This window comes from Janthinobacterium rivuli (assembly GCF_029690045.1).
GTDB classification, from domain to species: domain Bacteria; phylum Pseudomonadota; class Gammaproteobacteria; order Burkholderiales; family Burkholderiaceae_D; genus Janthinobacterium; species Janthinobacterium rivuli.
Genome location: NZ_CP121464.1, coordinates 6075299 through 6101006, shown reverse-complemented (window position 1 = coordinate 6101006; position 25708 = coordinate 6075299). Strand labels below are relative to the sequence as shown.

The following is a 25708-nucleotide window of genomic DNA, read 5'->3' as shown; positions in this document are numbered from 1 at the left end:
CTTAGCACACAACGTTTTCAAGCAAAAAAGCAACAAAGACGCATAGGGCACTGATACTGAGAATGAGCACGGCTCCTGCTGCGCAATCCTTGGCGATCTTGATACTGGGATGGAGGGCCGGGTGGAGGTGATCAATCAAATTTTCGAGGGCGGTGTTGAAGAGTTCCGCAGCGAGGACCATGCCACAGTTAAGCAATAACAACGCCCACCAGATCATCGCTGGCCGGTAGCAGGCAAGTACAAGCAATACCAGGAGGGCGGCAAGGCATTGCAGCCGGAAGCTCGATTCCATGCGGAAGGCGGCACTCAAGCCTTGCAGGGCAAATCCCATGCGTTTATGGAAAGGCTGGTTTTTCATTGGCTATGCATGATTGGTCAGGGCGTTTCATATTCCTGACGGCCGGTGCGCTTCAGCGCGCGCATTATTGAAGAAAAATAAAAAGCCCGTTTTCAAGAAATGAAAAAGGGCTTTTAGCGAGGAAGTGGCGCTGCGTATGACAAGGCCAGCTTCTCGGGGGACCAGGCCAGCGTGTCGAGGTTTGACGTCAATCCGCAGGCTTGGTCTTGTCTGTTTCAGCCAGAGGCGTCGACAGATTACTTGGCGTGGCTTGAGGGCGTGTGCGCGGTGGTCGAATCCGAGCTAGCAGCACCAGCCACAACGGCAACTGCTGCGCCGATTGCGATCAGGGCGCTCGTGCTCAGGCCGGCAACAGTGCCGCCGACGGCAGCGCCGGTAGCGCCAGCAGCTGGTGCAGCTGCTGCTGGTGCAGGAGCTGGTGCCGATTGAGCCATGGCTTGTGCGGAAGCGAAGCACAGGATTGCCGAAGCGATCAGAATTTTCTTCATGGGATATCCTTTTAGGTTGAACAGCGGGAATGCTAAACTGTCACGCGATTGTAGCAACATTTCTCCAGCTAGTCTGTGCCACACAGTTCACGGTAACAATAATTTATTCTATTTTAGCGGTATACCAAACTATTCATCGTGTCCGGCCGCCCGCATTGTTGTGCTATATCAACAAAAACGACATCGTACCGATGTGACTTTATTTGTCTTTTTTATAAACTATCGCGAGAATTGGCGGAAAATTCGAAAGCGACCCGCAAGTTTGCCAAGTCCTTGCCATCCCGCGTAAAATGCAGGCTTCGCGGGTGTAGCTCAATGGTAGAGCAGAAGCTTCCCAAGCTTACGACGAGGGTTCGATTCCCTTCACCCGCTCCATTTTTCGCTGGCGCCTGGCTTGATGCGGCGCAGCCACTTATTTCTCCATTCCCATGTCTTCTGATACCCCAGCAAACGGCCCGGCGCGGCCGATGATGTACGATCCGACCGAACACCGCATCCGCAGTTTCGTGACCCGCGCGGGACGACTTTCCGTGGCGCAGGCGCGCGCGCTCGAGACCCTTGGGCCGCAGTTCCTGCTGCCTTTCGCCAAGGAATCGATGGATTTCGAGCAGGTGTTCGGCCGCAAGGCGCCTGTCATCCTGGAAATCGGCTTCGGCATGGGCGCGACGACGGCGCATATCGCCAAAGCCATGCCGGAGAAGGATTTTATTGGCGTCGAAGTGCATACGCCCGGTGTCGGCAGCCTGTTGAAGCTGATCGGCGAAGAGTCGCTGACGAATCTGCGCCTGCTGCAGCACGATGCGGTGGAAGTGCTGACGCACATGATTCCCGCCAATTCGCTGGCTGGTATCCACGTTTTTTTCCCTGATCCATGGCACAAGGCGCGCCATAACAAGCGCCGCCTGATACAGTCGCCGTTCGTCAAGCAGTTGACCGAGCGCCTGGCGCCGGGCGGCTATCTGCATTGCGCCACCGACTGGGAAGATTACGCGGTGCAAATGCTGGACGTGCTGGGCGCCGAGCCGCAACTGCGCAATAGCGCTGAGGGCTACGCGCCGCAACCGGCGTATCGTCCGCTGACCAAATTTGAAAACCGTGGCTTGAAGCTGGGCCATGGCGTGTGGGATCTGGTGTTCATCAAGAAATAACCTGGCGGTTTGCCCACCTGTGCCGTTTGCACGAGAACAAGCCTGCCGCGGCGACGCCGCAGGCTTTTTTAATGCGCGCGCTATGGTGCGCTGGCTAGGCAAGGCGGGTGAATTACGGTAGTCTTATCTTTTTTGCATTGGTTGATATTATGTCCAAGAAAATACTCGTGACGGGCGCATCCGGTTTCATCGGTTCGCATACGTGTGTGGAATTGCTCGCTGCCGGCTTTGATGTCGTCGCGGTGGATAATCTGTGCAACAGCGCGCGCGAAGCGATGGCGCGCGTGGAGTGCATTGCCGGTAAAAGCGTGCCCTTCTATGAAGCGGACGTGCGCGACCGCGTGGCCATGGCCGCCATCCTGCGCGAGCACGCCATCGATGCCGTGATCCATTTCGCCGGCTTGAAGGCGGTGGGTGAATCCGTGGCGCAGCCGCTGATGTATATGGATAATAATGTGTCGGGTACCGTGGCCCTGCTGGAAGTGCTGGCGGCGGCGAACGTGAAGCGTTTTGTCTTCAGCTCGTCGGCCACCGTGTATGGCGATCCGGACGCCTTGCCGATCCTGGAATCGTCGCGCCTGTCCGTGACCAACCCGTATGGCCGCTCGAAGCTGATGGTCGAGCAGATCCTGGGGGATCTCGTGCATGCTGATGCTCAATGGCAGGTCGGCGTGCTGCGCTACTTTAATCCGGTCGGCGCGCATGCCAGCGGCTTGATCGGTGAAGATCCGGCCGGCATCCCGAACAACCTGATGCCCTTCATCGCCCAGGTGGCCGTGGGCCGCCGCGAGCGCCTGGCCGTGTTCGGCAACGACTACGCTACGCCGGATGGCACGGGCGTGCGCGACTACATTCACGTGGTCGACCTGGCGCTGGGTCATGTGGCCGCGCTGAACCGCCTGTTTGCCACCGAGGGCGGCTTTACCGTCAACCTGGGTACGGGCCACGGTTACAGCGTGCTCGACACCGTGCGCGCCTTCGAAGCGGCCAGCGGCCGCAAGGTGCCGTACGACATCGTGCCGCGCCGCCCCGGCGACATCGCCAGCTGCTACGCCTCGGCCGACAAGGCAAAGGAATTGCTGGGCTGGCAAGCACAGAAAAACATCGACGACATGTGCCGTGACCACTGGCGCTGGCAGCACCAGAATCCGCAAGGCTACGCAGCTTGACGCAAATCGAGCACCCATAAAAAATCCCGCTCACACGCAAGTGTGGCGGGATTTTTTAAGAGTGCCAGCAACCCAATGGCGCCTGAAAAATGTCTGGGGCTAGGCGCAAAGCCGAAGACAGTACGCTAGTACGGCTAGGCGAAGCAACAACGCCCCAGGCATTTTCTCAGGCAGCCATTATGGATACAAGCCGCGCACTTCGCGAGCTTGCAGCACGCGCGTGCATGCCAGGATGAAGGTGGCCGTGCGCATCGACACTTTCTTCTCTTGCGACACTTGCCATACCGAGTCGAACGCTTCGCGCATGATGCGGGTCAGGCGGCTGTTGATTTCTTCTTCCGTCCAGAAGAAGCTCGAGAAGTTCTGCGCCCACTCGAAGTAGCTGACGGTCACGCCGCCGGCGTTGGCCAGCACGTCCGGCACGATCAAGACACCACGGTCGGTCAGGATATCGTCCGCTGCCGGCAGGGTCGGGCCATTGGCGCCTTCCAGGATGATCTTGGCGCGGATGACTTGTGCGCGTTCAGCCGTGATTTGCTGTTCCAGCGCGGCCGGGATCAGGATGTCGCAATCGATGCCCCAGAAATCTTCGCGTGGCACGAATGCCTCGGCGCCCGGGAAGCCTTCGACGCTGCCCACTTCGGCCACGTGTGCCAGCAATTGCGGGATGTTCAAGCCGCCGGCATGCACGACGGTGGTCTTGTGGTCTTGTACCGCGACCACTTTCGAGCCGGCTTCAGCGAACATGCGTGCAGCGACGCCGCCCACGTTGCCGAAACCTTGCACGATGACTTTCGCGCCTTCGAGCGACATGCCGACCTTGGCGGCCGCATCGCAACCGACGACGAACACGCCGCGGCCCGTCGCGTCGCGGCGACCCAGGCTGCCGCCCAGCGAAATTGGTTTACCCGTCACCACGCCGGTCGACATATTGCCGCCGATCATCGCGTAGCTGTCCATCATCCACGCCATGACTTGCTCATTCGTGTTGACGTCCGGCGCCGGGATATCCTTGTTCGGTCCGATGATCATGCTGATCTCGCTCGTGTAGCGGCGGGTCAGGCGTTGCAGTTCGTTGCGCGACAGGGTCTTCGGATCGACACGGATACCGCCCTTGGCGCCGCCGTATGGCACGTTGACCGCTGCATTCTTGACCGTCATCCAGGCCGACAGGGCCATCACTTCCGACAGGGTCACGTCCTGGTGGAAGCGCACGCCGCCCTTGCCCGGACCGCGCGACAGATTGTGCTGCACGCGGTAGCCTTCGTAGTGGGCAATGGTGCCGTCATCGCGCTCGATAGGCACGTCGACCGTCAGGATGCGCTTTGGACGCTTCAGCGTTTCCACCCAGCGCGACAGGTTGCCCAGGTACGGCGTAACGCGGTCGATCTGCTCGAGGTAGACGCCCCATGGGCCCAGGTCTTCAGGATTGAGGTAGGAAGGAAGTGCGTGCTTGCTGGTCATGCTTGATAAGCTCCTGGACAATACGAATACGTTAGAGGCACAGCCGAGATGCAGCTGCGCGCAGCGGAACCGCATCGTAGGCGATAGCCTCATGCCCGGGCCAATGCTTTGTGCGCATCCGGTTATGCATTTCTTGCATAGTTGTATTGCCAGGATTGCCAGTCAGGATCGGGCAGCCTCGGTGGCGCGCTTGCGGCGCTTGCTGGCGCGCGCCTTGCCTTCCTGCGCCTGCACCAGGTACTGCCACAGGCTTTCGACGATCTGCTTGCCAGGGCGCAGGCTCGATGGGCGCTCGCGATATAAACGGATTTCCAGCTCGATTTCCCAGCCTGGCGCACCGCCGTCGGCGCGTGCCAGATGCTTGTATTTGACGTCGCGCATGACGGCCGATTCGGGCAGGAAGGCGATGCCGCGTCCCTCCAGCGCCATCATTTTGAGGCCTTCGGCCATGTCCGTTTCGTAGCAGGTTTCCAGGAACAGCGGTGCCTTGGCGTCGGCCAGCAGCAGTTCCACCATGCGTCCCAGGTAGGCATTGCTGGTGTAGGAAAGGAAGGGCAGCGGCTCTTTGGCGCTGCCGGGCAGGACGAAGTCCGGCACCTTGTCCTGGCCGCAGCGCGCATACGCGCGCAGGGTTTCGCGGCCCATCACCAGCATGTCGTAGCGGCCCGGGTCCAGCTGCACCGGCTGGCGCGGATGGTGGTAGCACAGCAGCAAATCGCAGCCGCCGTCGACCAGCTGCAGCACGGCGTCGTGCACGTTCAGCGCCATCAGGCGGCTGTTGATCGGCGCAAAACCTTCTTCCAGCGCCGTCAGCCACTTCGGCATGAAGGTCAGCGACAGGGTATGCGGCACGGCGAAGTCGACGCTCGTTTGCGTGGCCGCGCGCTTGCCGCGCAACAGGGCGCGCACGCCGTTGATTTGTCCCAGCATTTCCAGCGCCTGTTCGTAGAACACGGCGCCGGCCGGCGTCAAGCGCGTGGGGTAGGACGTGCGGTCGACCAGGTCGATGCCGAGCCAGTTTTCCAGCGACTGGATGCGCCGCGAGAAGGCTGGCTGGGTGACGTGGCGCAGGGCCGCGGAACGGCTGAAATTATGCGTTTCAGCGAGCGAGATGAAGTCTTCCAGCCATTTGGTTTCCATCGTGGCAGCGTTCTCTTATCAAGGGCAGGGGCAAGGTGAAGTGCTCAGGGCGTCTCGGGCGATGCCGCCGGCTGGTACAGCGCGGCGGGCAGGCCGAAGAAAGACGGCGGGCCCAGGGTGGTGCCATCGAGCGAGCCGCCCGCGTTCAGGGCCTTGTTGATGGCCGCCAGCAGGGAGCTGCGGTCGGCCAGGTTTTGTATCAGCGCGCGCGGGCCGTTGTGGAAAGTGTGCTGGGCGATGTCCGCAGCGACGACAAAGATCGGCTCGCGGCGCAAGGGGAACTCCACCCATTCGCCGTCGTCGTCCTGCGCGCAGAACGTATCGGGAAGGGTCATGTTTTCGGCGCCGGGAAGGTGCGACGCCAGCACCAGGCCGAAGGCTTCCGGCACCACGTCGGCCAGGCGGCGCACGGTGAGGTCGTTCTGCACCAGTAAACGTACTTGCGCTTCCACCGCGTCTTCGGCGTCGGGCTGGGCGCCGAGGATTTTCACGGCCTGGTAAATCAGGTCCGGCGAGAGCGCTTCCATCAAATCTTCCATCAAATCATCTCCAGAATCATGGCGACGATTTCTTCGCCGTACGAGGCCAGTTTTTTCTCGCCCACGCCGCTTACGCCACGCATCTGTTCCAGCGAGGTAGGCTTGGCCTTGGCGATTTCGCGCAGGGTGGCGTCGACAAAAATCACGTAGGCGGGCACGTTGTGCGTGCGCGCCGTTTCCACGCGCCACCAGCGCAGCTTGTCGAAGATCGCCTGCTCGCTGGTGGACAGATCCGTCTCGACATAGCCCTTCGCCACGCTGGTGCTGCGCTTGCTGGTTTTCACCGGTTTCTGGTACTGGCGCAGCTGCACTTTCTGGCCGCCCTTGAGCACGGGGCGCGAAGCGTCCGTCAGTTTCAGCGAGCTGTATTGTTCATGGTCGACCGAGACGAGACCCAGCGCGATGGCCTGGCGCAGGATCGACTTCCATTCCGCTTCGCCCAGATCCGAGCCGATGCCAAACACCGACAGCGAATCGTGGTGCCAGGTCTTGATGCGTTCCGATTCCACGCCGCGCAGCACGTCGATCACGTGGCCGCCGGCGAAGCGCTGGTCGACGCGGTAGATGGCCGACAGCAGTTTTTGCACGGGCACGGTGCCGTCGAAGGACACGGGCGGCACTAAACAGGTATCGCAATTGCCGCACGGCGAAGCCGGTTCGCCGAAGTATTCGAGCAGGCGCATGCGGCGGCAGCTGAGCGTTTCGCACAGGCCCAACATGGCGTCGAGTTTGACGCCCAGCACGCGCTTGAAAGTGTCGTCCGCTTCCGATTCATCGATCATGCGCCGCTGCAGCACCACGTCCTGCAAACCGTACGCCATCCAGGCGTTGGCGGCCATGCCGTCGCGGCCCGCGCGCCCCGTTTCCTGGTAATAGCCCTCGATGCTTTTCGGCAGATCCAGATGCGCGACGAAGCGCACGTCGGGCTTGTCGATGCCCATGCCGAAGGCGATGGTGGCGACCATGACGATGTTTTCTTCGCGCAGGAAGCGCGCCTGGTTGGCGCTGCGCTTGGCGTACTCCATGCCGGCGTGATACGGCAGGGCGCGGATGCCGCTCTGGTTCAGAAATTCCGCCGTCTCTTCGACCTTTTTGCGTGACAGGCAATAGACGATGCCGCAGTCGCCCGTGTGTTCCGTGTTGATGAAGTCGAGCAGCTGCTTGCGGCCATTCGCCTTTTCCACGATCTGGTAGCGGATGTTCGGGCGGTCGAAGGACGAGACGAACTGGCGCGCGTCTTCCAGCTGCAAACGCAGGGCGATTTCGGCACGCGTCTGCGGGTCGGCCGTGGCCGTGAGCGCGATGCGCGGCACGTCCGGGAACTGCTCGTGCAGCACCGACAGCTTGATGTATTCGGGACGGAAGTCGTGACCCCACTGGGCCACGCAGTGCGCCTCGTCGATGGCGAACAGGGAGATTTTCGAGGCCTGGAACAGGTCCAGGCAGCGCTGCGTCATCAGGCGCTCGGGCGCCACGTAGACGACGTCGATGCCGCCCGTGCGCACCAGGCGCTCGATGCGGCTCGCTTCTTCGTAGGTTTGCGTGGAATTGAGGAAGGCGGCGCGCACGCCGACTTCGGCCAAAGCGTCCACCTGGTCCTGCATCAGCGCGATCAATGGCGAGACGACGACGCCAACACCGTCGCGCAGCAGCGCGGGAATCTGATAGCACAGCGACTTGCCGCCGCCCGTGGGCATCAGCACCAGCGCGTCGCCGCCATGGCTGACGTGGTCGACGATGTCGGCTTGCTGGCCGCGGAAGGCCGGGTAGCCGAAAACGGTTTGCAGCAGGTGCAGCGCGCGCTGGTTAAGATCTTGATTCATAGTGCCTTATTCTGCCCAAACAACCCAGCCGTAGTGGGCGCTGGCCAACACCAGCAAGCCGAACACAATGCGGTACCAGGCAAAAAACGTGAAGTCGTGCGAACTGATATAGCGCAGCAGCCAGCGCACGCACAGGAAGGCGGAGATGAAGGCGGACACGGTGCCCAGGCCAAACAGGGGCACGTCGGTGGCCGACAGGATGTCGCGCGCTTTGTACAGTGAGTAGAAGGTGGCCGCCAGCAGGGTCGGGATGGCCAGGAAGAACGAGAATTCGGTGGCCGTCTTGCGTGACAGGCCCAGCAGCATGCCGCCGATGATGGTCGAGCCGGAGCGGCTGGTGCCGGGGATCAGCGCGAACGCCTGCGCGCAGCCCACTTTCAGGGCGTCGAACGGCGTCATTTCATCGACCGAGTTGACGCGCACGGTGACGGGATTGGTGCGCGCGCGGCGCTCCACCAGCAAGATCACGATGCCGCCGATGATGAAGGCCATGGCCACCGGTACTGGCTTGAACAGCGCATGCTTGATCATCTTGCCGATGGCCAGGCCGATGATGGCCAGGGGCAGGAAGGCGATGGCCACGTTCAGCACGAACTTGCGCGATTTGGCTTCGCTGCCGAAGGTGGTCAGCACGCTGCCGATGCGCTGGCGGTATTCCCAGCACACGGCCAGGATGGCGCCGGCCTGGATGGCGATCTCGAAGACATCCATGACTTCTTTCGAGACATCCTTGGTAAAGTCGAGCAGGCTGCCGGCCAGGATCAGGTGACCCGTGGACGAAATCGGCAAGAATTCGGTAAAACCTTCGACCAGCCCCATGATGATGGCTTTTAACGCAAGAATGAGATCCATAGGTATAAACGGGTATAAGTGGCAGGATGGGGTGAGTGTGCGGCGCCCGCAATGTGCGCGGGGTCGAAGCTTACCATGCCGCAGGCCCGCGGACCTTATTTGGGCGCAGTTGGGCGGCGCTTTTTTAGCGCCGTCCGCCAGGCGGGGGGAGGCTTCAGGAAGCCTGTTTTGCCGGCGCCACCAGGCGCGCGCTGGCCGCGACCAGCAGCAGGGCGGCGCCCAGCATGGCGAAAGCGATATTCAGGCTGGTGGCGTGGGCGACGAAGCCGATCACGGCCGGGCCGGCCAGGATGCCCGCGTAGCCGATGGTGGTGATGGCCGCCACGGCCAGGCTGGCTGGCATGGCATGCTGATTGCCCGCCGCCGTAAACAGGATGGGCACGATGTTCGCCGCGCCCAGGCCGATCAGCACGAAGCCGAGCATGGCCAGGCTGGCGTGCGGCGCCATGACGGCCAGGAAGAAGCCTGCCGCTGCACACAGGCCGCCAAAAGTAAGCACCCGCTTGCCGCCAAAGCGGCTGACCACCTTGTCGCCTGTAAATCGACCGACCGTCATGGCGATGGCGAAGGCGGCGTAGCCGAGACCGCCCTTGGCTTCTTCCACGCCGCGCGTGGTGGTGAGGAACAGGGCGCTCCAGTCGAGGATGGCGCCTTCGGCCAGGAAGACGATAAAGCACAGCAAGCCGATGAAAATGACGGCGCCATGCGGCATGACGAACAGCGGCGTCTTTTCGCCGGAGGCGGACGCCGTCGGCAGCAGATGGCCTTGCGCCGCGCCCAGCACGCCGCACAGCAGCAGCATCATCACCACGCAGGACCAGGCCGGCGTCAGGCCTAGCCACAGCAGCAGGGCCATGCAGGCCGCGCCGGCGAAGCCGCCCACGCTGAACAGGGCGTGAAAGCCCGACATCATGGCGCCGCCGTTGGCTTTTTCGATGATCACGGCCTGGATATTGATGGCCACGTCGAAGGTGCCCATGGCCGCGCCAAACACCAGCAGCACCAGGCCCAGTTGCAGCGGCGTGGCGGCCAGCGCCAGGCCGGGCAGGATGGCGGTCAGCAGCAGGCCGGCGCCAGCGATGACCTTGCGGCAGCCGAAGCGTGCCGTGAGCATGCCCGTAAACGGCATCGCGCACAGCGAGCCGGCGCCCAGGCAGAGCAGCAAAATACCGAGAGTGGCTTCATCGAGGCCCAGGCGCGACTTGGCGTAGGGGACCAGCGGTGCCCAGGCGGCCATGCCGAGGCCGGCGGCGAAGAAGACCAGGCGCGTGGCGCGTTGTTGCAGGGTGCCGGTGAGATGCATGATGGAACTTTTCAAAGGTCGGGGTGGATAAAATCAGGCGCGGGCGCGCAGCACTTGCACGCCCAGCCGTTCAAAGGCGGCCACGTGGGCGGCGTCGGCATCGGCTTCCAGCACCAGGTGCTGCAGCAAGCCCGTGGCCAGCACGCCGAACGGTGCGGCCGTGCCCAGCTTGTCGCTGGTGACGGCCACCACCACCGCCTTGCTGGCGCCGGCGATGCTGCGCTTGAACTCGGCTTCATCGTAGTTGAAGGCCGTCACGCCCGCGTCCGCATCGGCGCCGCAAGCGCCGAGGAAACACAGGTCGGGATGCATGCGCTCGACGGTGCGCAAGGCTTGCGGACCCAGGCTGGCGCCGGCGCGGCGGTCGACCCGGCCGCCAGCCATGATCAGCTCGATTTCCGGGCGTTCCATGAGCGCCATGGCAATGGCTGGTGCGTTGGTGATGACAGTGAGCGCCAACTCTGGCAAGGCGCTGGCGATGGCCAGGTTAGTCGAGCCCGCATCGAGAAACAGCACCTGGCCCGCGCGCACGAGCGAGACGGCGGCCTGCGCCAGGCGCGCCTTGCGTTCCGGCGCTTCCTGTTTGCGCTGCGTCAAGGTACCGCCGTCGGGCGCCAGCGGCAGGGCGCCGCCGTACACGCGCTGGCACAGGCCGGCCGCCGCCATCTCGCGCAGATCGCGCCGTATCGTATCTTCGGACACGTCGAGCTGGCGCGCCAGATCGAGCGCCAGCACCCTGCCGTCGGCATGCAATTGTTGCTGGATCAGCGCGTGGCGTTGTTTAAGGAGCAGGGTGGCGGACATCGGTATATGTTTGAAACGTGCAGGAATGTGCATGAATATACGCAAACGTGCAGATGGAGTCAAGCGTACGCTATGCTTCCGTCAAATATGGCCGAAAAAATATAAACTCTGTTAGTGTTGTGAAAAATGGAATGAAATAAGGAAAGCCATGTTTTCAGTTACTTCTTTCAAGGCAAGCTTGCCAGGCCGCGCCCTGCGCCGCAGTGGATGGTTGATCCTGGGCATGATGATCGTGTTGAACGCGCTGCATTACTTGCGCAATGGCACGCTGGGCTGGAGCGATGCACGCGATTCCGTGTTCCTGCTGTTAATCTATTTCGGGATTGCCACATTGCTGGAATACAAGCGCCAGCGCGACGCCGAGGAAGCGGAGGACGCGCGCTGAGCACGGGGCAGGCAGGGACGCCGTTCGTCGCGCCGCTCAGGGCGCCGTCAGCCGTTCCAGCTCGGCCAGCCAGTGCACCGCGTGTTCGCGGCTGTCGCCGCACATCTCTGCCGATGGCTGCAAGCCGCCGCAAAAGGCGGGCCGCTGCGGCTGGCCAAAGATCTTGCAGCGGTTGTCGTCAGCCAGCTGTATGCAGCGCACGCCCGCCGGTTTTCCATCCGGCATGCCGGGAATCGGGCTGGTGATGGACGGTGCGGTGCAGCAGGCGCCGCACGAGGGACGGCATGCCAGGGTGGCGGATGGTGACATGGGATTTCAGACGGGCGGGTGAGGAGCCGACAGTATAGCAAGCCGGCTCCCATGCGTCGCCAGGGCGTGCTTAGCGCACGATGCTGACGCGCTTGCCCGACAACGTGCGGCGGGCCGGATCGCCATGCACGGTGATGCGACCGGAACCGCTGGCGCGGGCGTTGACTTCACTCTGGACGGTGACGTCGATGTCGCCGGAACCGTTGCTCGCCAGATAGGCAACGTCGCTGCGCAGGGCCGCCAGGTTGACATCGCCCGAGCCATTCACGTTGGCGTCGAGGCGCTGCACGGCGCCGCTGGCGCTGATGCTGCCCGAGCCGTTGACGGCCACGTTGATGCGCTCGCCGCGCACGCTGCCCAGCTGGATGCTGCCCGAGCCGTTTTGCGCCGCGTCCGTATTGCCGCTGGCAAGGGCCGCCGCGTTGATGCTGCCCGAGCCACCGTTGCTCACGCCGAAGCGGCCCACCGTGCCCGACAGTTCGCTCTTCATCGAACCGCGCTGCTCCAGGCTGAAATCATCGCCATTGAGGCCGCTGACCACCAGACGGCCCGAGCCGGAAATATTGATCTTCTTCAATTGCGGCGTCGTATAGATGACGTGGATGCCATTGCTGCTGCGAATGTTCGTATCGCTCCAGAGGCGCAGGGTATTGCCGTTCACATCGCTATGGATCAGCGGTTGCAGATTGCTGTCCGCCTCGATCACCAGCGATGCCGTCGGGCCGACGCGCACGTCGATCTTGATGTCGATGCGCTTCATGTTGTCAATGTCGAGCGCGCTGATGTTGCTGACCTGGCGCACCTCGCGGCTCACTTGCCCGCTGCCCTGGATGGCATTGCCGCTTGAATCGGCATAGCGCACTTCGCCATCGTTGGGGTTGATGACGATGGCGCAACCGCCAAGGGCAACGGCACAGCACAGGGCCAGCAAGGTACGCATGGTGTTTCCTTTATGATTGTTTTAGTTCAGGACAAGAAAAAAGCCGGCTGCCGCGCCGCGGCTGCCGTGCTGTCGATGAGAAGATAGCAAGGCGATACCTTGGCTTGCAGGGAAATGCGATGAACTGCGCAAAATGGGGGCTGAAACGCATTCTGCTTCACCCGGCGCCGCAGGTCCGGCGCCAGAGGGCGGTGCCGACAACGCCGGCACGGAGGGTACAATGCCTGTGTTCGGGATGCCGGGCGATGCCCCGCGCTTGACCTTGACGGTAGACCGGTCTACCATTAATGACTCAAAAGTAAGTTACTTGGAAAGATACATGCAAGCCCCGATTGATACCAAGCCCCGCTGGGAGCGGCGCAAGGATGCCCGCCCGCAGGAATTGCTCGCCGCCGCCCTCGACCTGTTTGTCGAACGGGGCTTCGCATCGACGCGCCTGGAGGATGTGGCCAAACGGGCCGGTGTGTCGAAAGGCACCCTGTACCTGTACTTTGAGAACAAGCAAGAGCTGTTCAAGGCCGTGGTGCGCGACAATATCGTGCATTCCATCGGCGAGGCGGAAAACAGCATGGCCGCCTCGGACAGCAGCAGCGCCGAGTTGTTGCGCAGCATGATGATGCAATGGTGGGAAGAGTTTGGCGCCACCAAGCTGGCCGGTTTGACCAAGCTGATGCTGGCTGAAGCGAACAATTTCCCGGAACTGGCGCAGTTTTACAACGAAGAGGTGGTCGCGCGCGGCAATGCGCTGATCGCCACCCTGCTCGAACGGGGCATGCAGCGCGGCGAATTCCGCCAGGTCGATCCCGTGCTGGTCAGCACCATCCTCAGCGCGCCCGTCACCATGCTGATGATGTGGACGCACTCTTTCCTGCCGTGCGAGGTAAAGAACATCGATCCCGTCGCCTATATGGATGCCTTTATCGACATGAGCTTGCGCAGTCTGCAGGTGGAGGCGCCCGGGAAAAGTTGACATGCGGCGCTTGCCTCTACCGTTCAGTTGCCCCTATCCAAGGTTCGCCCCCTCAAATCTGCAGATCGTCGCAAATTTCCTCCATTCCCCGTCTTTATGGTTAACATGTGCTTTCAGCCAGTTCAACGATAAAATGGCGGATTATTACTTCACTTACCGAGTCCAAAGATGAATATCGAACAAGCCCGCTTCAATATGATCGAACAGCAGATCCGTCCATGGGACGTACTGGATATCGACGTATTGGAGCTGTTGAACGTGGTCAAGCGTGAAGATTTCGTGCCGGCCGCCTATAAAAACCTGGCCTTCGTCGATACCGAAATTCCACTGGGCGGCGGCGAATGCATGTTGACGCCGAAGCTGGAAGCGCGCATTTTGCAAGACGTAGCCGTCAAAAAGCATGAAAATGTGCTGGAAATCGGCACCGGCAGCGGCTACATGGCCGCTTTGCTGGCGCACAAGGCGCGTCATGTGACGAGCGTGGAAATCGTTCCCCAATTGAAAACCCTGGCCGAGCAGACCCTGGCCGCCAACGGCGTGACGAACGTCACCGTGGAACTGGGCGACGGCGCCCAGGGCTGGAGCAAGGGCGCACCGTATGACGTGATCGTCGTGTCCGGCGCCCTGGCCGTGTTGCCGGAAGCACTGTTGCAACAAGTGAAAGTCGGCGGCCGCATCCTGGCCATCATCGGCGAAGCGCCGATCATGTCGGCGCACCTGATTACGCGCAGCTCGGACAAGGCTTACGACACGCGCAAGCTGTTTGAAACCAATGTCACGCCGCTGCAAGCCGTGGCACCGTCGCATTTCCAGTTCTGAGGCGACCGATTCGATGGAGCATTTGAGTGCACCGCAGCTGGCCGCCTGGCTGGCTGACCCTTCCCGCCCGCGTCCGCTGTTGCTGGATGTGCGGGAACAGTGGGAGTTCGACCTGTGCCACCTCGACGGGGCCACCCTGATGCAGATGAATTCGATTCCTGCGCGCATCGATGACCTCGATGAAGACGCCGAGATCGTTTGCATCTGCCATCACGGCATGCGCAGCATGCAAGTGGCGGCCTTCCTGGAGCGCAATGGTTTTGGCAAGATCAGTAATTTGACGGGCGGCGTGCATGCCTGGGCGCTGCAAGTCGACAGCGCGATGCCTACATACTAAGTTATTTGCAGTAGATGCACCCAGGCATGTTTTCCCGCATGCCTGCGGAGGCCTGTACCCCGCTCACCCGGCGGGCGCAAGGCAAGCGGTAGCAGATTTTTGATTCCATCAACTTTTGACGACTCCAACGGAGAAATGCAATGCGGAAACCCCTTATCGCCGTGCTGATGACCAGCGCCTTTGTCTCGATGACATGCTCGCTGCAAGCGCAGGCGGCCGATCTCATCCAGGTGTACCAGCAGGCGCTGGCCAATGACGCGCAGTATGCGAGCGCGCGCGCGGCCCTGTCGGCCGGGATGGAGCGGGTTCCGCAGGGGCTGGCAGGCTTGCTGCCGCAAATCTCCGCCTCGGGCAGCAATACGCGCGGCAATCAGGAGCAAATCGTCCAGAACAATGGCGGCAACAAGATCACTTCGCCATCCGTCAACGTGCGCACGAATAGCTACAACCTGACCCTGGCGCAACCGCTGTTCCGCTGGGACCGTTGGGAAACCTATCAGCAAAGCAAGCTGGCGCAAGCGATTGCGGAAGCGCAATTTGCGCAAGTGCAGCAAGACCTGATCACCCGCGTGGCGCAAGCGTATTTCGACGTGCTAAGCGCGCAGGACAACCTGGGCGCCACGCAGGCGCAAAAGGTCGCCACGACGGAGCAGCTGGCATCGGCCAAGCGCAACTTCGAAGTGGGCACGCAAACGATTACCGACACGCACGAAGCGCAAGCGGCGTACGACCTGGTGGTGGCGCAGGAATTTGCCGCCATCAATGACCTGGCCAACAAGCGCAGCGCCTTGCAAACCATCATCGGCGAAGCGCCAACGTCGCTGGCGCCGATGCGCACGGGCGTCGTCATCAGCGCGCCGGAACCGGCTGCCGTCGAGCCGTGGGTATCGTCCGCCGAAGAGCAGAACTACGGCGTCGTCACGGCCCAGTTCAATGTGGAATCGGCCAAGCGCGACATCGGCCGCAACCGCGCCGGCCACTACCCGACCCTGGACCTGATCGCCAACACGGGCCATAGCTACAGTTCCGGTGGCGGCAATGGCAACGGCAACAACAACAACGCCATCGGCGTGCAGTGGAGCATCCCGATCTTCAGCGGCTTTGCCGTCACCAGCAAGGTGCGTGAATCGATCGCGCTGGAAAACAAGGCCCGCAACGACCTGGAAACGGCACGCCGCACGGCCTCGCAAGGCGCGCGCCAGGCATTCCTCGGCGTCAACAGCGGCCTGGCGCAAGTCAAGGCGCTGGAAGCGGCGGAAGTGTCGAGCAAGTCGGCGCTGGAGTCGAACCAGCTCGGCTATCAAGTGGGCGTGCGCATCAATATCGACGTCTTGAATGCGCAGAAACAATTGTTCTCCACGCAAAAAGACCTGTCGAAAGCCCGCTACGACACCATCATGAACGGCTTGCGCCTGAAGGCGGCGGCCGGCACCCTGAAGGAAACGGACTTGATGCCCGTCAACGCCTTGCTCGACAAGTAAGCGCGGTCTTGCTGAATGAAAACCAGCCCCGGCAACGGCGCTGGTTTTTTTTTCGTCTTGAAGTGGTGTTACACGGCGCGGCTGTTGGCGAATTGGGTCAGCACGACACCGGCCACCACCAGCCCCGCGCCGGCCCAGTGCAGCGGAGAAATATGTTTGACGGCAAAGTCCAGCAAGCCGTAGCGGTCGATGGCCAGCGCGGCCAGCATTTGCCCGCCGATGACGGCCGCCATGAAGGGGCCGGAACCCATGCGCGGCGCCAGCATCAGCGCGGCCGTAATGTAAAACACGCCAGCCGCGCCGCCCAGCCAGGACCAGCCCGGTCCCCGCATGGCGAGACCGACGTCGGGCGCCGGTACCCGCCAGACGAGCATCACGAGCGAGGCGAGCACGGCGCTGACGGCCAGCGAGGCGAGGGTGGCCCACAACGGGTGGCCAAGGTTGCGGCCCAGTGCGGCGTTCGCGCCCGCCTGGAAGGGGACGACGGCGCCGGCCAGCATGGCCAGCGGGGCAAATACGGTAATCCATCCATGCATGTGACACTCCCACAGTTGAGTTGATGGGATCATCGTATTATGCTGTCAGGATTAAATCCAATTCGTACTTTGTCATCTAACTATGCACCAAATGAATAATCTGCGCGCTGTCGATTTGAACTTGCTGGTGATCCTGGACGCGCTGCTCAGCGAGCGCCATTTGTCGCGCGCGGCCGAGCGCTTGCACATGAGCCAGCCTGCCGTCAGCCATGCGCTGGCCCGCTTGCGCCACTTGCTCGGCGACCCGCTGCTGCTGCGCGGCAAGGGCGGCTTCCAGCCAACGGCGCGCGCCCTGGAATTGGCGCGGCCGCTGGCCGAAGCCTTGCAAAGCGTGCGCTCCGTGCTCGGTGGCGCCGTCTTCGAGGCGGCCACGGCGCAGCGCGTGTTTCGCCTGGCCATGTCGGATTACGGCGCGGCGCTGATCTTGCCCCGTTTGTTGCGGCGCTTGCGCGTGGAAGCGCCCGGCATCGACCTGGCCATCAGCTATGCCAGCCGACCGGCCGTGATCGCTGGCGTGCAGGATGGCGAAATCGACCTGGCGCTGGGCGTGTTCCCGCAATTGCCCGAGCAGTTACACCGTGAAACTTTATTCGAGGAAACGTTCGTGTGCGCGCTGGATCCCGCCAGCCTGGCGGACGGTGAAATGCTGAGCCTGGAAACCTATCTGGCGCGCCCGCACGTGCTGGTGGCGTCCAGCGAAGGCGGCATGGCGGCCGAAGTCGACGCGGCCCTGGCCCAGCTGGGACAGACGCGCCGCATCGCCGTGCGTGTGCCTTACTGGACGGTCGCACCGGATGTCGTGCGGGGGACGGACTTGATCCTGACGGTGGCGCAGCGGGCCTTGCAGGGAAGCGTGGCGCAAGGGCTGGCGCTGTATGCTGCGCCGTTTGCCATCGCGCCGTTTGCGTTTGAAACGATACGGCACCGCCGTACGGACGGCGATGCGGGCATTGCCTGGCTGCGCGCGGCCATCGCCCAGGCCGCCGAGCCAGGCTGAGGACTTACAGGCCGCCGCCCTGGCCGTCGAACTTGCGCTCGATCAATTCGATCTTGTAGCCGTCCGGATCGGTGATAAAGGCGATGACCGTGTTGCCGCCTTTCACGGGACCCGGTTCGCGCGTGACGTTGCCGCCATTTGCGCGTGCCGCGTCGCACGCGGCGACGATGTCGTCGGCCGAGATGGCGATGTGGCCGTACGCCGTGCCCAGCTCGTAGCTGGTGGTGCCATAGTTATACGTCAGTTCCAGTTCCGCGTGGTCGGGGTTCGAACCATAGCCGACGAAGGCCAGCGTGTACTGGTATTCCGGATTGTCACTGGTGCGCAGCAGCGTCATGCCCAGGACCTTGGTGTAAAAATCGATGGAGCGCTGCAGGTCGCCGACCCGTAACATGGTGTGCAAAATACGCATCGTAAATCCTTGATGTTGATAGGGGAATGGCAGGATTTTATGCGTTTTACGGCTTTCTTGCCGAGACCGCCCCTGCCGCCCGGTGATGGAACAGCAGCGGACGGCATGCCGGCGTTACTCCAGATGGGCGTCCAGGGTGATTTCCGTCGCCAGCAACTTCGATACTGGACAGCCGAGCTTGGCGCGCAGGGCCGCGTCCTGGAACGCTTCGTCGGTGGCGCCGGGAATGGTGGCCACCAGGGTCAGGTGCACGGCCGTGATGGCATAGCTGCCATCGATTTTTTCCAGGCTGACGTCGGCCGTGGTTTTCAGGGCCGTGGCGCGCAAGCCCGCCTCGCCCAGCTGGCCGGACAGGGCCATGGTGAAGCAGGCCGCATGGGCCGCGCCGATCAGTTCTTCCGGATTGCTGCCGGGACCGTCTTCGAAGCGCGTATTAAAACCATAGGCTACATTGTCGAGCGCACCGCTTTGGGTGGAAATAAACCCTTTGCCATCTTTAAGGCCGCCACTCCAGACGGCTGATCCTGTTTTTTTCATGATGTACTCCTTGCGTGGTTCGAGCATCCATCATGCGCGAGCCTCCTTTGCCCTTCCGTTCGTTGCGCCACACAGGGGGCGCATGCAGGGGAGCACGTGCAGGGCTTAGTCACTCACGGCGCCGGCGTCACGCGCCAGATGACATTGCCCACGTCGTCCGCCACCAGCAGTGCTCCCGCCTTGTCGACGGCCACGCCGACGGGGCGGCCCTGCGCCTTGCCGTTCCCGTCCAGGAAGCCGCTGACGACGTCGTGTGGCGGTCCGCTGGGCACGCCGTTGGCGAAGGGCACATAAATGACTTTATAGCCGCTGAAGGGCTTGCGGTTCCATGAACCATGCTGGCCGATGAAGGCGCCGCCCCGGTAGCGTTCGGGCAGCAAGACGCCGTCATAAAACGCCAGGCCCAGCGAGGCCGTGTGCGCACCGAGCGCGTAGTCCGGCGCGATGGCGGTGGCCACCAGTTCGGGGCGCGGCGGCTGGACCCGCGCATCGACGTGCTGGCCGAAATAACTGTAGGGCCAGCCATAGAAAGCGCCGTCCTTGACGGACGTCATGTAGTCGGGCACCAGGTCGTTGCCCAGCTCGTCGCGTTCATTGACGGCCGTCCAGAGGGCGCCCGTCTTGGGTTGCCAGGCCAGGCCGACAGGGTTGCGCAAACCCGTCGCATACACGCGTGCCTTGCCCGTCGCGCGCGTGACTTGCCAGATAGCGGCGCGGCCATCTTCGGCCGCCATGCCGTTCTCGCCCACATTGCTGTTCGAGCCGACGGCAACATAGAGAAATTTGCCATCGGCGCTGGCGACGACGTTCTTGGTCCAGTGGTGATTGATGGGGCCGCCCGGCAGATCGATCACCTTGACGCCAGGCGCCGTGATGGCCGTCTGTCCAGTTTTGTATGGGAAGCGCAGCAGCGCATCGGCGTTGGCGACGTACAGATCGTTACCCACCAGGGCCATGCCAAATGGCGAGTGCAAGCCTTGCAGGAACACGCTGCGCGTTTGCGCCATGCCCTTGCTATCGATGCCGCGCAGCAAAGTGATACGGTTGGCGCTGGGCGTGGCGGCGCCCGCCTTTTTCATTTGCATCTGCATGATGGCGCCCTTGATGCCCTTGTTATCGTCGGGCTTCGGCGGGGCATTCGTTTCCGCCACGAGCACGTCGCCATTCGGCAGCACGTACAGCCAGCGCGGATGGTCGAGGTCGCGCGCATACGCGTGTATGGCCAGGCCGGCCGCGGCCACGGGGCGCTGCGCGGCCGTCCAGCGCTGCACGGGTGCCACGTTGACGGTGGGAATCAGTTGCTTGTCCGGTGCGGGCAGGGCGGGCTGCGGACCAAAGCCCGCGGGCATGGCGGGCGCCTGGGCGTGGGCGACAGATGCGCCGCAGGCAGCGGCCAGCAAGAATGAACAGACGTAACGGTGCATGGCGTACTCCAGAGCAGCAGTGCGTGACAGTTGGAGTCAGCGCGCCTTCTTTGGTTCCAACTGCGGGTCGGGACGCGCTTGCTGTGGCACGGTGGGCTTGACCTTTTCCACGCCGGGCTGGGCGCGCCGGTCCGTGTCGACCAGGCCCTGTTCCAGGTCGCTGGCCGCCTGTTGCATGATCTTGCGCGGTCGCACCTTTTGCGCGTCGGGCGATTCATCGCGCTCGTGCGGCAGGCGGTCGACGCCGTCATTTTTGACCTTTTCATCGGTATTGATCTTGCGCTCGCTATGCTGGGTAACCATATGGCCTCCTGACAGTAAAGTAAAACCAGTGTCACGCCGCGGCAGGCCATCTGCAAGCGGATTTGTCCATGCAGGGAGCGCTGGCGCACGCATGGACGATTCTTTTTCTGCGCTACACTGCGTGCAACACCAAGAACGCCCCTTGCGGGCACGCGGCAGCCGCACTATACTGTTCATATATACAGTATCATGCGATGCCGGCGTGCGACGCGACAGCCTGGGGCGGTTTGCCACCGAATTCATTACCGAGACTCTTATGCCCGTCGATACACACGCCGAACAGCGCGCCGAACAGCCAGCAGCGATCTTGCCAGCCCCGGGCGAGCGCTTCAACCTGGGCGCCAAGACCATCGCCCTGGTCGTGCGCCAGAATACGGATGGCATTGCCGAGCCCGTGAAAAGCATCGTCGATTTTCTGCAAGTGCTGGGTCACACGGTGGTCTTCGAGGCGGAGACTGCGGCGCATCTGAACCTGGCGTTTCCCGGCGTGCGCGCCATGTCGCCGGCCGAGATCGGCGCCGCCGCCGATTGCGCCATCGTCATGGGCGGTGACGGCACCATGCTGGGCATTGCGCGCCAGCTGGCGCCATTCGACGTCCCCTTGATCGGTATCAATCAAGGACGATTGGGTTTCATGACGGATATCCCGCTCGAGCGCATGCTGCCCGTGCTGGCGCAAATTCTCGGCGGCCGCTTCAAGGCCGAACGCCGCACCTTGCTTGAAGGCAGCGTGCTGCGCGACGGCGAGTCGATTCACGTGGGCATGGCCGTCAACGATGTCGTCGTCTCGCGCGGCGCTGGCGCCGGCATGGCCGAATTGCGCGTCGAGGTCGATGGCCACTTCATGTACAACCAGCGTTCCGATGGCTTGATCATTTCCACGCCGACGGGCTCGACCGCGTATTCGCTGTCGGCCGGCGGCCCGCTGCTGCACCCGACCCTGGGCGGCATCGTGCTCGTGCCGATCGCCCCGCACGCGCTGTCGAACCGGCCCATCGTCTTGCCAGATTCCAGCCAGATCGTCGTGGAGATCGTGCGCGGACGCGATATCAGCGTCAATTTCGACATGCAGACCTTTGCCAGCCTGGTGCAGCAAGACCGCATCCTCATCCGCCGTTCGCCGCACACGATTACCTTCCTGCATCCGGAAGGGTGGAGCTACTACAACACCCTGCGTGAAAAGTTGCACTGGAATGAGTACCCGTCGGGCGAGGGCAAGCTCAGCTAACATTTTTCTCCACTTCAACCCGCGGTGCGCCGCCCAACCACTGAAGCCATGCTCCATACACTGTCCATTCGCGATTTTGTCATTGTCGATACCATTGAACTGGAATTTTCCGCCGGCTTCAGCGTGCTGACGGGCGAGACGGGCGCCGGCAAGTCCATCCTCATCGATGCGCTGACCCTGGCGCTGGGCGGGCGCGGCGACGCCAGCGTGGTGCGCGAAGGTGCGGCCAAGGCCGACATCACGGCCGATTTTTCCGTCAGTGACGTGGCGCAAGCGTGGCTGGTGGCCAACGAATTCGCCAACGACGAGGGCGGCGCCCTGCTGCGCCGCGTGATCGACAACGCGGGCCGCTCGAAGGCGTACATCAACGGCATTCCCGCCACGGCCGCGCAGCTGCGCGAACTCGGTGACATGCTGGTCGACATCCACGGCCAGCACGCGCACCAGTCCTTGCTGAAAAGCGAAGCGCAGCGCGCCTTGCTCGACGGCCAGGCGACGGCGCGCGAAGCGGGCGCGGAACAGGATGCGCGGCAAGTGGCGGCCCTGCACAAGCGCTGGCGCGCCCTCGTGCGCCAGCGCGAGGAATTCGAAACGAATGCGGCCAACGTGCTGTACGAACGTGAACGCCTGGAATGGCAAGTGGGTGAATTGGAAAAACTGGCCGCCAAGCCCGGCGAGTGGACGGACATCACGAACGAGCACAGCCGCCTGTCGCACGCGGCCAGCCTGCTGGAAGGGGCGCAGGAAGCGCTGGCGATCATTTCCGAGCAGGAAGACCATCCGATCGTGTCGCAACTGTCGGCCCTGAACCAGAAGCTGGGCAAGCTGGTCTCCGTCGATGCGGAATTGCAACCGATCGTCGACCTGATCGAATCGTCGCGCATTCAGCTGCAGGAATCCGTGTACGCGCTGAACAATTACCTGGACCGGGTCGAGCTGGACCCGGAACGCCTGCACCAGCTCGACGCGCGCATGGAAGCCATGCACAGCACGGCCCGCAAATTCCGCGTCACGCCCGAAGAATTGCCGGAAGAACACGCCAAGCTGTCGGAAAAGCTGCAGCACCTGGCCGATGCTTCCGACATCGAAGGCTTGCTGCGCCAGGAAGCGAAGATCGAGGCCGAATACCGCGCCGTGGCCGAACGGTTATCAGACACGCGCCGCGCCGCCGCCCTGGAACTGGGGCAAGCCGTCACGCGCGCGATGCAGGAACTGAGCATGACGGGCGGCAGCTTTGAAATCGCCCTGCACCCGTGCGAACCGGCCGCCCACGGCCTGGAACAGGTGGAATTCCTCGTCGCCGGCCATGCGGGCACGGCGCCACGCTCCCTGGCGAAAGTGGCGTCCGGCGGCGAACTGGCGCGCATCGCGCTGGCCATTTCCGTCATCACCTCGCACGCCACCACCACGCCGACCCTGATCTTCGACGAGGTCGACAGCGGCATCGGCGGCGCCGTCGCGGAAGTCGTCGGGCGCTTGCTGAAACGCCTGGGGCAGGGACGGCAAGTGCTGTGCGTGACCCACTTGCCGCAAGTGGCCAGCCAGGCCAATCAACATTTCCAAGTGGCAAAAAGTACCCTGGACAATGGCAAGACGGCCTCGCGCATCGACATGCTCGACGCCAAGGCCCGGGTGGAAGAAGTGGCGCGCATGCTGGGCGGCCTGGAAATCACGGCCACCACGCGCAAGCATGCACGTGAACTGCTGGCAATTTAGACGCAGGCTTAAATCCGGGGTCAGACCCCCGGATGCGTTAGCGCTGAGCTTGACGTTAGCGGCATTGAGGGTCTGACCCCAGCACTTCGCTATTAACTCAATGCAACTATAATAACTGGCTAATCCATCCAACGCCTTCGAAGAGCCTTCATGTCATTTCAAACAGAACCTCCGTACACGCATGGCAGTATCGACCGCAGCGCCGTGGTGCTGGTCAACCTGGGCACGCCCGATGCGCCGACGTCGTCGGCCGTGCGGCGTTACCTGAAGCAATTTTTGTCGGACCCGCGCGTAGTGGAAATTCCCCGCCTCGTCTGGTGGTTCATTTTGAACCTGATCATCTTGCCGTTCCGCTCCGGCCAGTCGGCCAAGAAATACGCGTCGATCTGGACGCGCGAAGGCTCGCCGCTGAAAGTGCATACGCAAAAGCAAGCCAAGCTGCTGGCCGGCGCGCTGGCCGAGCGTGGCCACGACGGCGTCACGGTGGCCATGGCCATGCGCTACGGTTCGCCTTCCTTGCCTGACGTGCTGGCCAAGCTGAAAAGCGAAGGCTGCGAGCGCATCGCCATCCTGCCTGCCTATCCGCAATATTCTGGCACGACGACCGGTTCCATCTACGACGCCGTGTTTGCCCATTACGCCACCGTGCGCAATGTGCCGGAATTGCGTTTTATTAAGCAATACCACGAGCACGACACGTATATCGACGCCTTGCGCGACTCGGTGCTGAACCATTGGGAAGCGCATGGCCGTCCGGAAAAACTGGTGATGAGCTTTCATGGCGTGCCCAAGCGGACCTTGCTGCTGGGTGACCCGTATCACTGCCAATGCCTGAAAACGGCGCGCCTGCTGGCGGAAAAGTTGAAATTAACTAAAGAGCAATATGTGGTGACCTTCCAGTCGCGCTTTGGCAAGGCCGAATGGCTGCAACCGTACACGGCGCCCACCCTGGTGGCGCTGGCGCAGCAGGGCGTCAAGCGCGTCGACCTGCTGTGTCCTGGCTTTACCAGCGATTGCCTGGAAACCCTGGAAGAGATCGCCATGGAAGCCAAGCATGATTTCGAGACGGCCGGCGGCCAGCAGTTTCACTACATCGCTTGTTTGAACGAAACGCCAGCGTGGATCGCGGGCCTGGCGGAAATTGCGGAACAGCACATGATTGGCTGGCCGACGATGAAGACGGCGGCGCAGCGCGAGGCGGACAAGAAAGCGGGCGAACAGGCGCGCGCGGCGGCCTTGGCCCTGGGCGCGACGAACTGACATCATTGAATTTTTGCCATCTTGAAGCCGCGCTTGCGCGGCTTTGTCATGTCTGGCGCGGCCAAGGGGTTTTCCAAATAGCAACACCGCCAGTGGCGATGGTCGTGGCGGGGCTGGTAGAATGCCCGCTTTGCCGTGGGAAGCCAGGAAAATCAAGGGATGCGCGCACGGATCGCTGGCCAAAATGGATAGCGTTTGTAATACGCTGTAACATGGATCGATGTAATTCTGGTTTTGCCATGCATACCCCTTGAAACAATAGGATATAGCCCCATCTGCCCGTTAGTGTTGTAAAGATAGTTAGACTAACTCATTTAAGTCATTGATTGTAGGAGCTTTTCAGATGCAAGATCAGGAAAACCAAGCTGTACCTAATCCGCAAGCGGACGCCGCGGCGACTGCCCCATCGACTCCCGCAGAGCCTACTTTGGAAGAGCAGCTGGCGAGTACCGAAGCGCGTCTTGCAGAGATGCACGATGCCTTCATGCGCGCCAAGGCTGATGGCGAAAATATCCGCCGCCGCGCGCAGGAAGATGTTGCTAAAGCGCACAAATTCGCAGTCGAGAGCTTTGCCGAAGCCATGGTGCCCGTCAAAGACAGCCTGGAAACGGCGCTGACGGTGGAAGCACCGACCATCGAATCGCTGAAAGAAGGCGTCGAGATGACCTTGAAGCAACTGAACGCCGCGTTCGAGCGCAACCGCCTGGTGGAAGTATTGCCAGTGCAGGGCGAGAAGCTCGATCCGATGAAACACCAGGCCGTTGCCGTGGTGCCGGCGGAGCAGGAAGCCAATACCATCGTGTCAGTCCTGCAAAAGGGCTATATGATTGCGGACCGCCTGCTGCGTCCAGCCATTGTAACGACCGCGCAAGCAAAATAATCAGAGTGCGGCATCAAGCAAGCCTTGAAACCATGCCGCTTTGCCACATATAAGAACCATCTGAAATCTAGCAAATAAAAGGAAAT

General features: G+C 62.2%; 28 protein-coding genes and 1 tRNA gene. 13 read left to right on the top strand and 16 right to left on the bottom strand.

The genetic code is table 11. The annotated features are described in order from the left end of the window. Position 1: 1 nt before the first annotated feature. Positions 2-358: a diacylglycerol kinase gene (locus P9875_RS27705; RefSeq protein WP_035822636.1), complete on the bottom strand. Its 357-nt coding sequence runs from the start codon at positions 356-358 to the stop codon at positions 2-4. Between the two features lie 236 nt (positions 359-594). After that, positions 595-846 carry a hypothetical protein gene (locus P9875_RS27700; RefSeq protein WP_152598788.1) on the bottom strand — a complete coding sequence of 84 codons (252 nt, stop codon included), beginning with the start codon at positions 844-846 and terminating at the stop codon, positions 595-597. Positions 847-1147: 301 nt separating this feature from the next. On the opposite strand from P9875_RS27700, the gene P9875_RS27695 reads away from it, so the two are divergent. The 3 genes from P9875_RS27695 to galE all read left to right on the top strand — a co-directional run bounded on the left by P9875_RS27695 (position 1148) and on the right by galE (position 3163). Continuing rightward, positions 1148-1221 (top strand) — tRNA-Gly (locus P9875_RS27695). Between the two features lie 92 nt (positions 1222-1313). Then, positions 1314-1994 carry a tRNA (guanosine(46)-N7)-methyltransferase TrmB gene (gene trmB, locus P9875_RS27690; RefSeq protein ID WP_035822634.1) on the top strand — a complete coding sequence of 227 codons (681 nt, stop codon included), beginning with the start codon at positions 1314-1316 and terminating at the stop codon, positions 1992-1994. A gap of 149 nt (positions 1995-2143) precedes the next feature. Further along, a complete protein-coding gene (galE, locus tag P9875_RS27685; RefSeq protein ID WP_278317185.1) occupies positions 2144-3163 on the top strand; it encodes a UDP-glucose 4-epimerase GalE in 1020 nt (339 codons plus the stop codon). A 177-nt stretch (positions 3164-3340) separates the two neighbouring features. On the opposite strand, the gene P9875_RS27680 is transcribed toward galE, so the two are convergent. The 7 genes from P9875_RS27680 to P9875_RS27650 all read right to left on the bottom strand — a co-directional run bounded on the left by P9875_RS27680 (position 3341) and on the right by P9875_RS27650 (position 11088). Beyond that, on the bottom strand, positions 3341-4627 hold the full coding sequence (locus P9875_RS27680) for a Glu/Leu/Phe/Val family dehydrogenase (protein ID WP_035822630.1): 1287 nt from the start codon (positions 4625-4627) through the stop codon (positions 3341-3343). A 162-nt stretch (positions 4628-4789) separates the two neighbouring features. Next, positions 4790-5767, bottom strand: coding sequence for a LysR family transcriptional regulator (locus tag P9875_RS27675; RefSeq protein ID WP_278317184.1), 978 nt, complete (start codon positions 5765-5767; stop codon positions 4790-4792). A gap of 44 nt (positions 5768-5811) precedes the next feature. After that, positions 5812-6306: a hypothetical protein gene (locus P9875_RS27670; protein WP_278317183.1), complete on the bottom strand. Its 495-nt coding sequence runs from the start codon at positions 6304-6306 to the stop codon at positions 5812-5814. Next, the gene (recQ, locus tag P9875_RS27665) at positions 6306-8129 is read right to left on the bottom strand and encodes a DNA helicase RecQ (RefSeq protein WP_278317182.1); all 1824 of its coding nucleotides are present in this window, start codon (positions 8127-8129) and stop codon (positions 6306-6308) included. Before recQ ends, P9875_RS27670 begins: the two co-directional genes overlap by 1 nt. A gap of 6 nt (positions 8130-8135) precedes the next feature. After that, positions 8136-8981, bottom strand: coding sequence for an undecaprenyl-diphosphate phosphatase (locus P9875_RS27660; protein WP_034785863.1), 846 nt, complete (start codon positions 8979-8981; stop codon positions 8136-8138). Positions 8982-9135: 154 nt separating this feature from the next. After that, positions 9136-10284: an MFS transporter gene (locus tag P9875_RS27655; RefSeq protein WP_099401778.1), complete on the bottom strand. Its 1149-nt coding sequence runs from the start codon at positions 10282-10284 to the stop codon at positions 9136-9138. A 33-nt stretch (positions 10285-10317) separates the two neighbouring features. Continuing rightward, positions 10318-11088, bottom strand: a complete 771-nt coding sequence (locus tag P9875_RS27650) for a DeoR/GlpR family DNA-binding transcription regulator (RefSeq protein ID WP_278317181.1) — start codon at positions 11086-11088, stop codon at positions 10318-10320. 148 nt (positions 11089-11236) lie between these two features. Here P9875_RS27650 and P9875_RS27645 point away from each other — a divergent pair, with 148 nt between their 5' ends. Further along, positions 11237-11473 (top strand): hypothetical protein, encoded by a 237-nt coding sequence (locus P9875_RS27645; protein ID WP_152598787.1) that lies wholly within the window; start codon positions 11237-11239, stop codon positions 11471-11473. A 36-nt stretch (positions 11474-11509) separates the two neighbouring features. Here the strand turns inward: P9875_RS27645 and P9875_RS27640 are convergent, their stop codons facing one another. After that, on the bottom strand, positions 11510-11782 hold the full coding sequence (locus P9875_RS27640; protein ID WP_219308339.1) for a YkgJ family cysteine cluster protein: 273 nt from the start codon (positions 11780-11782) through the stop codon (positions 11510-11512). A gap of 70 nt (positions 11783-11852) precedes the next feature. Continuing rightward, positions 11853-12722 carry a head GIN domain-containing protein gene (locus P9875_RS27635; protein WP_278317180.1) on the bottom strand — a complete coding sequence of 290 codons (870 nt, stop codon included), beginning with the start codon at positions 12720-12722 and terminating at the stop codon, positions 11853-11855. Positions 12723-13041: 319 nt separating this feature from the next. On the opposite strand from P9875_RS27635, the gene P9875_RS27630 reads away from it, so the two are divergent. From P9875_RS27630 to P9875_RS27615, 4 genes are all read left to right on the top strand, one after another. Then, entirely contained in the window at positions 13042-13692 is a 651-nt protein-coding gene (locus P9875_RS27630) for a TetR/AcrR family transcriptional regulator (RefSeq protein WP_278317179.1), read from the top strand. 168 nt (positions 13693-13860) lie between these two features. Continuing rightward, positions 13861-14511: a protein-L-isoaspartate O-methyltransferase family protein gene (locus P9875_RS27625; protein ID WP_034788761.1), complete on the top strand. Its 651-nt coding sequence runs from the start codon at positions 13861-13863 to the stop codon at positions 14509-14511. 13 nt (positions 14512-14524) lie between these two features. Then, on the top strand, positions 14525-14848 hold the full coding sequence (locus tag P9875_RS27620; RefSeq protein WP_035822603.1) for a rhodanese-like domain-containing protein: 324 nt from the start codon (positions 14525-14527) through the stop codon (positions 14846-14848). Positions 14849-14988: 140 nt separating this feature from the next. Continuing rightward, positions 14989-16329: a TolC family outer membrane protein gene (locus P9875_RS27615; protein ID WP_035822601.1), complete on the top strand. Its 1341-nt coding sequence runs from the start codon at positions 14989-14991 to the stop codon at positions 16327-16329. Between the two features lie 68 nt (positions 16330-16397). Here the strand turns inward: P9875_RS27615 and P9875_RS27610 are convergent, their stop codons facing one another. After that, positions 16398-16865, bottom strand: coding sequence for a DMT family transporter (locus P9875_RS27610; protein ID WP_278317178.1), 468 nt, complete (start codon positions 16863-16865; stop codon positions 16398-16400). A gap of 91 nt (positions 16866-16956) precedes the next feature. On the opposite strand from P9875_RS27610, the gene P9875_RS27605 reads away from it, so the two are divergent. After that, positions 16957-17862, top strand: a complete 906-nt coding sequence (locus tag P9875_RS27605) for a LysR substrate-binding domain-containing protein (protein WP_278317177.1) — start codon at positions 16957-16959, stop codon at positions 17860-17862. Between the two features lie 4 nt (positions 17863-17866). Here P9875_RS27605 and gloA read toward each other — a convergent pair whose 3' ends face one another. The 4 genes from gloA to P9875_RS27585 all read right to left on the bottom strand — a co-directional run bounded on the left by gloA (position 17867) and on the right by P9875_RS27585 (position 20538). Beyond that, positions 17867-18274: a lactoylglutathione lyase gene (gene gloA, locus P9875_RS27600; protein WP_071653386.1), complete on the bottom strand. Its 408-nt coding sequence runs from the start codon at positions 18272-18274 to the stop codon at positions 17867-17869. A gap of 114 nt (positions 18275-18388) precedes the next feature. After that, positions 18389-18811 (bottom strand): OsmC family protein, encoded by a 423-nt coding sequence (locus P9875_RS27595; RefSeq protein WP_035828320.1) that lies wholly within the window; start codon positions 18809-18811, stop codon positions 18389-18391. A gap of 113 nt (positions 18812-18924) precedes the next feature. Continuing rightward, positions 18925-20235: a PQQ-dependent sugar dehydrogenase gene (locus P9875_RS27590; RefSeq protein ID WP_278317176.1), complete on the bottom strand. Its 1311-nt coding sequence runs from the start codon at positions 20233-20235 to the stop codon at positions 18925-18927. Between the two features lie 36 nt (positions 20236-20271). Then, positions 20272-20538, bottom strand: coding sequence for a hypothetical protein (locus P9875_RS27585; RefSeq protein ID WP_099401770.1), 267 nt, complete (start codon positions 20536-20538; stop codon positions 20272-20274). 256 nt (positions 20539-20794) lie between these two features. Here P9875_RS27585 and P9875_RS27580 point away from each other — a divergent pair, with 256 nt between their 5' ends. The 4 genes from P9875_RS27580 (at position 20795) to grpE (ending at position 25622) form a co-directional block, all read left to right on the top strand. Next, entirely contained in the window at positions 20795-21766 is a 972-nt protein-coding gene (locus P9875_RS27580; protein ID WP_278317175.1) for an NAD kinase, read from the top strand. Between the two features lie 48 nt (positions 21767-21814). Continuing rightward, the gene (gene recN, locus P9875_RS27575; RefSeq protein ID WP_278317174.1) at positions 21815-23482 is read left to right on the top strand and encodes a DNA repair protein RecN; all 1668 of its coding nucleotides are present in this window, start codon (positions 21815-21817) and stop codon (positions 23480-23482) included. A gap of 150 nt (positions 23483-23632) precedes the next feature. Continuing rightward, a complete protein-coding gene (gene hemH, locus P9875_RS27570) occupies positions 23633-24742 on the top strand; it encodes a ferrochelatase (protein ID WP_176389699.1) in 1110 nt (369 codons plus the stop codon). Positions 24743-25085: 343 nt separating this feature from the next. Further along, entirely contained in the window at positions 25086-25622 is a 537-nt protein-coding gene (grpE, locus tag P9875_RS27565) for a nucleotide exchange factor GrpE (protein ID WP_034788734.1), read from the top strand. Positions 25623-25708: the final 86 nt, after the last annotated feature.

What these genes read in the sequence shown, in the direction of transcription:
- P9875_RS27640 (WP_219308339.1), bottom strand. Translation starts at nt 11,782, where the DNA reads ATGTCACCATCCGCCACCCTGGCATGCCGTCCCTCGTGCGGCGCCTGC.
- recN (WP_278317174.1), top strand. Translation starts at nt 21,815, where the DNA reads ATGCTCCATACACTGTCCATTCGCGATTTTGTCATTGTCGATACCATT.
- hemH (WP_176389699.1), top strand. Translation starts at nt 23,633, where the DNA reads ATGTCATTTCAAACAGAACCTCCGTACACGCATGGCAGTATCGACCGC.
- P9875_RS27585 (WP_099401770.1), bottom strand. Translation starts at nt 20,538, where the DNA reads ATGGTTACCCAGCATAGCGAGCGCAAGATCAATACCGATGAAAAGGTC.
- P9875_RS27590 (WP_278317176.1), bottom strand. Translation starts at nt 20,235, where the DNA reads ATGCACCGTTACGTCTGTTCATTCTTGCTGGCCGCTGCCTGCGGCGCA.
- P9875_RS27660 (WP_034785863.1), bottom strand. Translation starts at nt 8,981, where the DNA reads ATGGATCTCATTCTTGCGTTAAAAGCCATCATCATGGGGCTGGTCGAA.
- P9875_RS27630 (WP_278317179.1), top strand. Translation starts at nt 13,042, where the DNA reads ATGCAAGCCCCGATTGATACCAAGCCCCGCTGGGAGCGGCGCAAGGAT.
- P9875_RS27655 (WP_099401778.1), bottom strand. Translation starts at nt 10,284, where the DNA reads ATGCATCTCACCGGCACCCTGCAACAACGCGCCACGCGCCTGGTCTTC.
- P9875_RS27675 (WP_278317184.1), bottom strand. Translation starts at nt 5,767, where the DNA reads ATGGAAACCAAATGGCTGGAAGACTTCATCTCGCTCGCTGAAACGCAT.
- P9875_RS27635 (WP_278317180.1), bottom strand. Translation starts at nt 12,722, where the DNA reads ATGCGTACCTTGCTGGCCCTGTGCTGTGCCGTTGCCCTTGGCGGTTGC.
- P9875_RS27580 (WP_278317175.1), top strand. Translation starts at nt 20,795, where the DNA reads ATGCCCGTCGATACACACGCCGAACAGCGCGCCGAACAGCCAGCAGCG.
- P9875_RS27595 (WP_035828320.1), bottom strand. Translation starts at nt 18,811, where the DNA reads ATGAAAAAAACAGGATCAGCCGTCTGGAGTGGCGGCCTTAAAGATGGC.
- P9875_RS27615 (WP_035822601.1), top strand. Translation starts at nt 14,989, where the DNA reads ATGCGGAAACCCCTTATCGCCGTGCTGATGACCAGCGCCTTTGTCTCG.
- P9875_RS27680 (WP_035822630.1), bottom strand. Translation starts at nt 4,627, where the DNA reads ATGACCAGCAAGCACGCACTTCCTTCCTACCTCAATCCTGAAGACCTG.
- P9875_RS27650 (WP_278317181.1), bottom strand. Translation starts at nt 11,088, where the DNA reads ATGTCCGCCACCCTGCTCCTTAAACAACGCCACGCGCTGATCCAGCAA.
- P9875_RS27610 (WP_278317178.1), bottom strand. Translation starts at nt 16,865, where the DNA reads ATGCATGGATGGATTACCGTATTTGCCCCGCTGGCCATGCTGGCCGGC.
- P9875_RS27705 (WP_035822636.1), bottom strand. Translation starts at nt 358, where the DNA reads ATGAAAAACCAGCCTTTCCATAAACGCATGGGATTTGCCCTGCAAGGC.
- P9875_RS27700 (WP_152598788.1), bottom strand. Translation starts at nt 846, where the DNA reads ATGAAGAAAATTCTGATCGCTTCGGCAATCCTGTGCTTCGCTTCCGCA.
- galE (WP_278317185.1), top strand. Translation starts at nt 2,144, where the DNA reads ATGTCCAAGAAAATACTCGTGACGGGCGCATCCGGTTTCATCGGTTCG.
- P9875_RS27645 (WP_152598787.1), top strand. Translation starts at nt 11,237, where the DNA reads ATGTTTTCAGTTACTTCTTTCAAGGCAAGCTTGCCAGGCCGCGCCCTG.
- P9875_RS27605 (WP_278317177.1), top strand. Translation starts at nt 16,957, where the DNA reads ATGAATAATCTGCGCGCTGTCGATTTGAACTTGCTGGTGATCCTGGAC.
- recQ (WP_278317182.1), bottom strand. Translation starts at nt 8,129, where the DNA reads ATGAATCAAGATCTTAACCAGCGCGCGCTGCACCTGCTGCAAACCGTT.
- P9875_RS27670 (WP_278317183.1), bottom strand. Translation starts at nt 6,306, where the DNA reads ATGGAAGATTTGATGGAAGCGCTCTCGCCGGACCTGATTTACCAGGCC.
- gloA (WP_071653386.1), bottom strand. Translation starts at nt 18,274, where the DNA reads ATGCGTATTTTGCACACCATGTTACGGGTCGGCGACCTGCAGCGCTCC.
- trmB (WP_035822634.1), top strand. Translation starts at nt 1,314, where the DNA reads ATGATGTACGATCCGACCGAACACCGCATCCGCAGTTTCGTGACCCGC.
- P9875_RS27625 (WP_034788761.1), top strand. Translation starts at nt 13,861, where the DNA reads ATGAATATCGAACAAGCCCGCTTCAATATGATCGAACAGCAGATCCGT.
- P9875_RS27620 (WP_035822603.1), top strand. Translation starts at nt 14,525, where the DNA reads ATGGAGCATTTGAGTGCACCGCAGCTGGCCGCCTGGCTGGCTGACCCT.
- grpE (WP_034788734.1), top strand. Translation starts at nt 25,086, where the DNA reads ATGCAAGATCAGGAAAACCAAGCTGTACCTAATCCGCAAGCGGACGCC.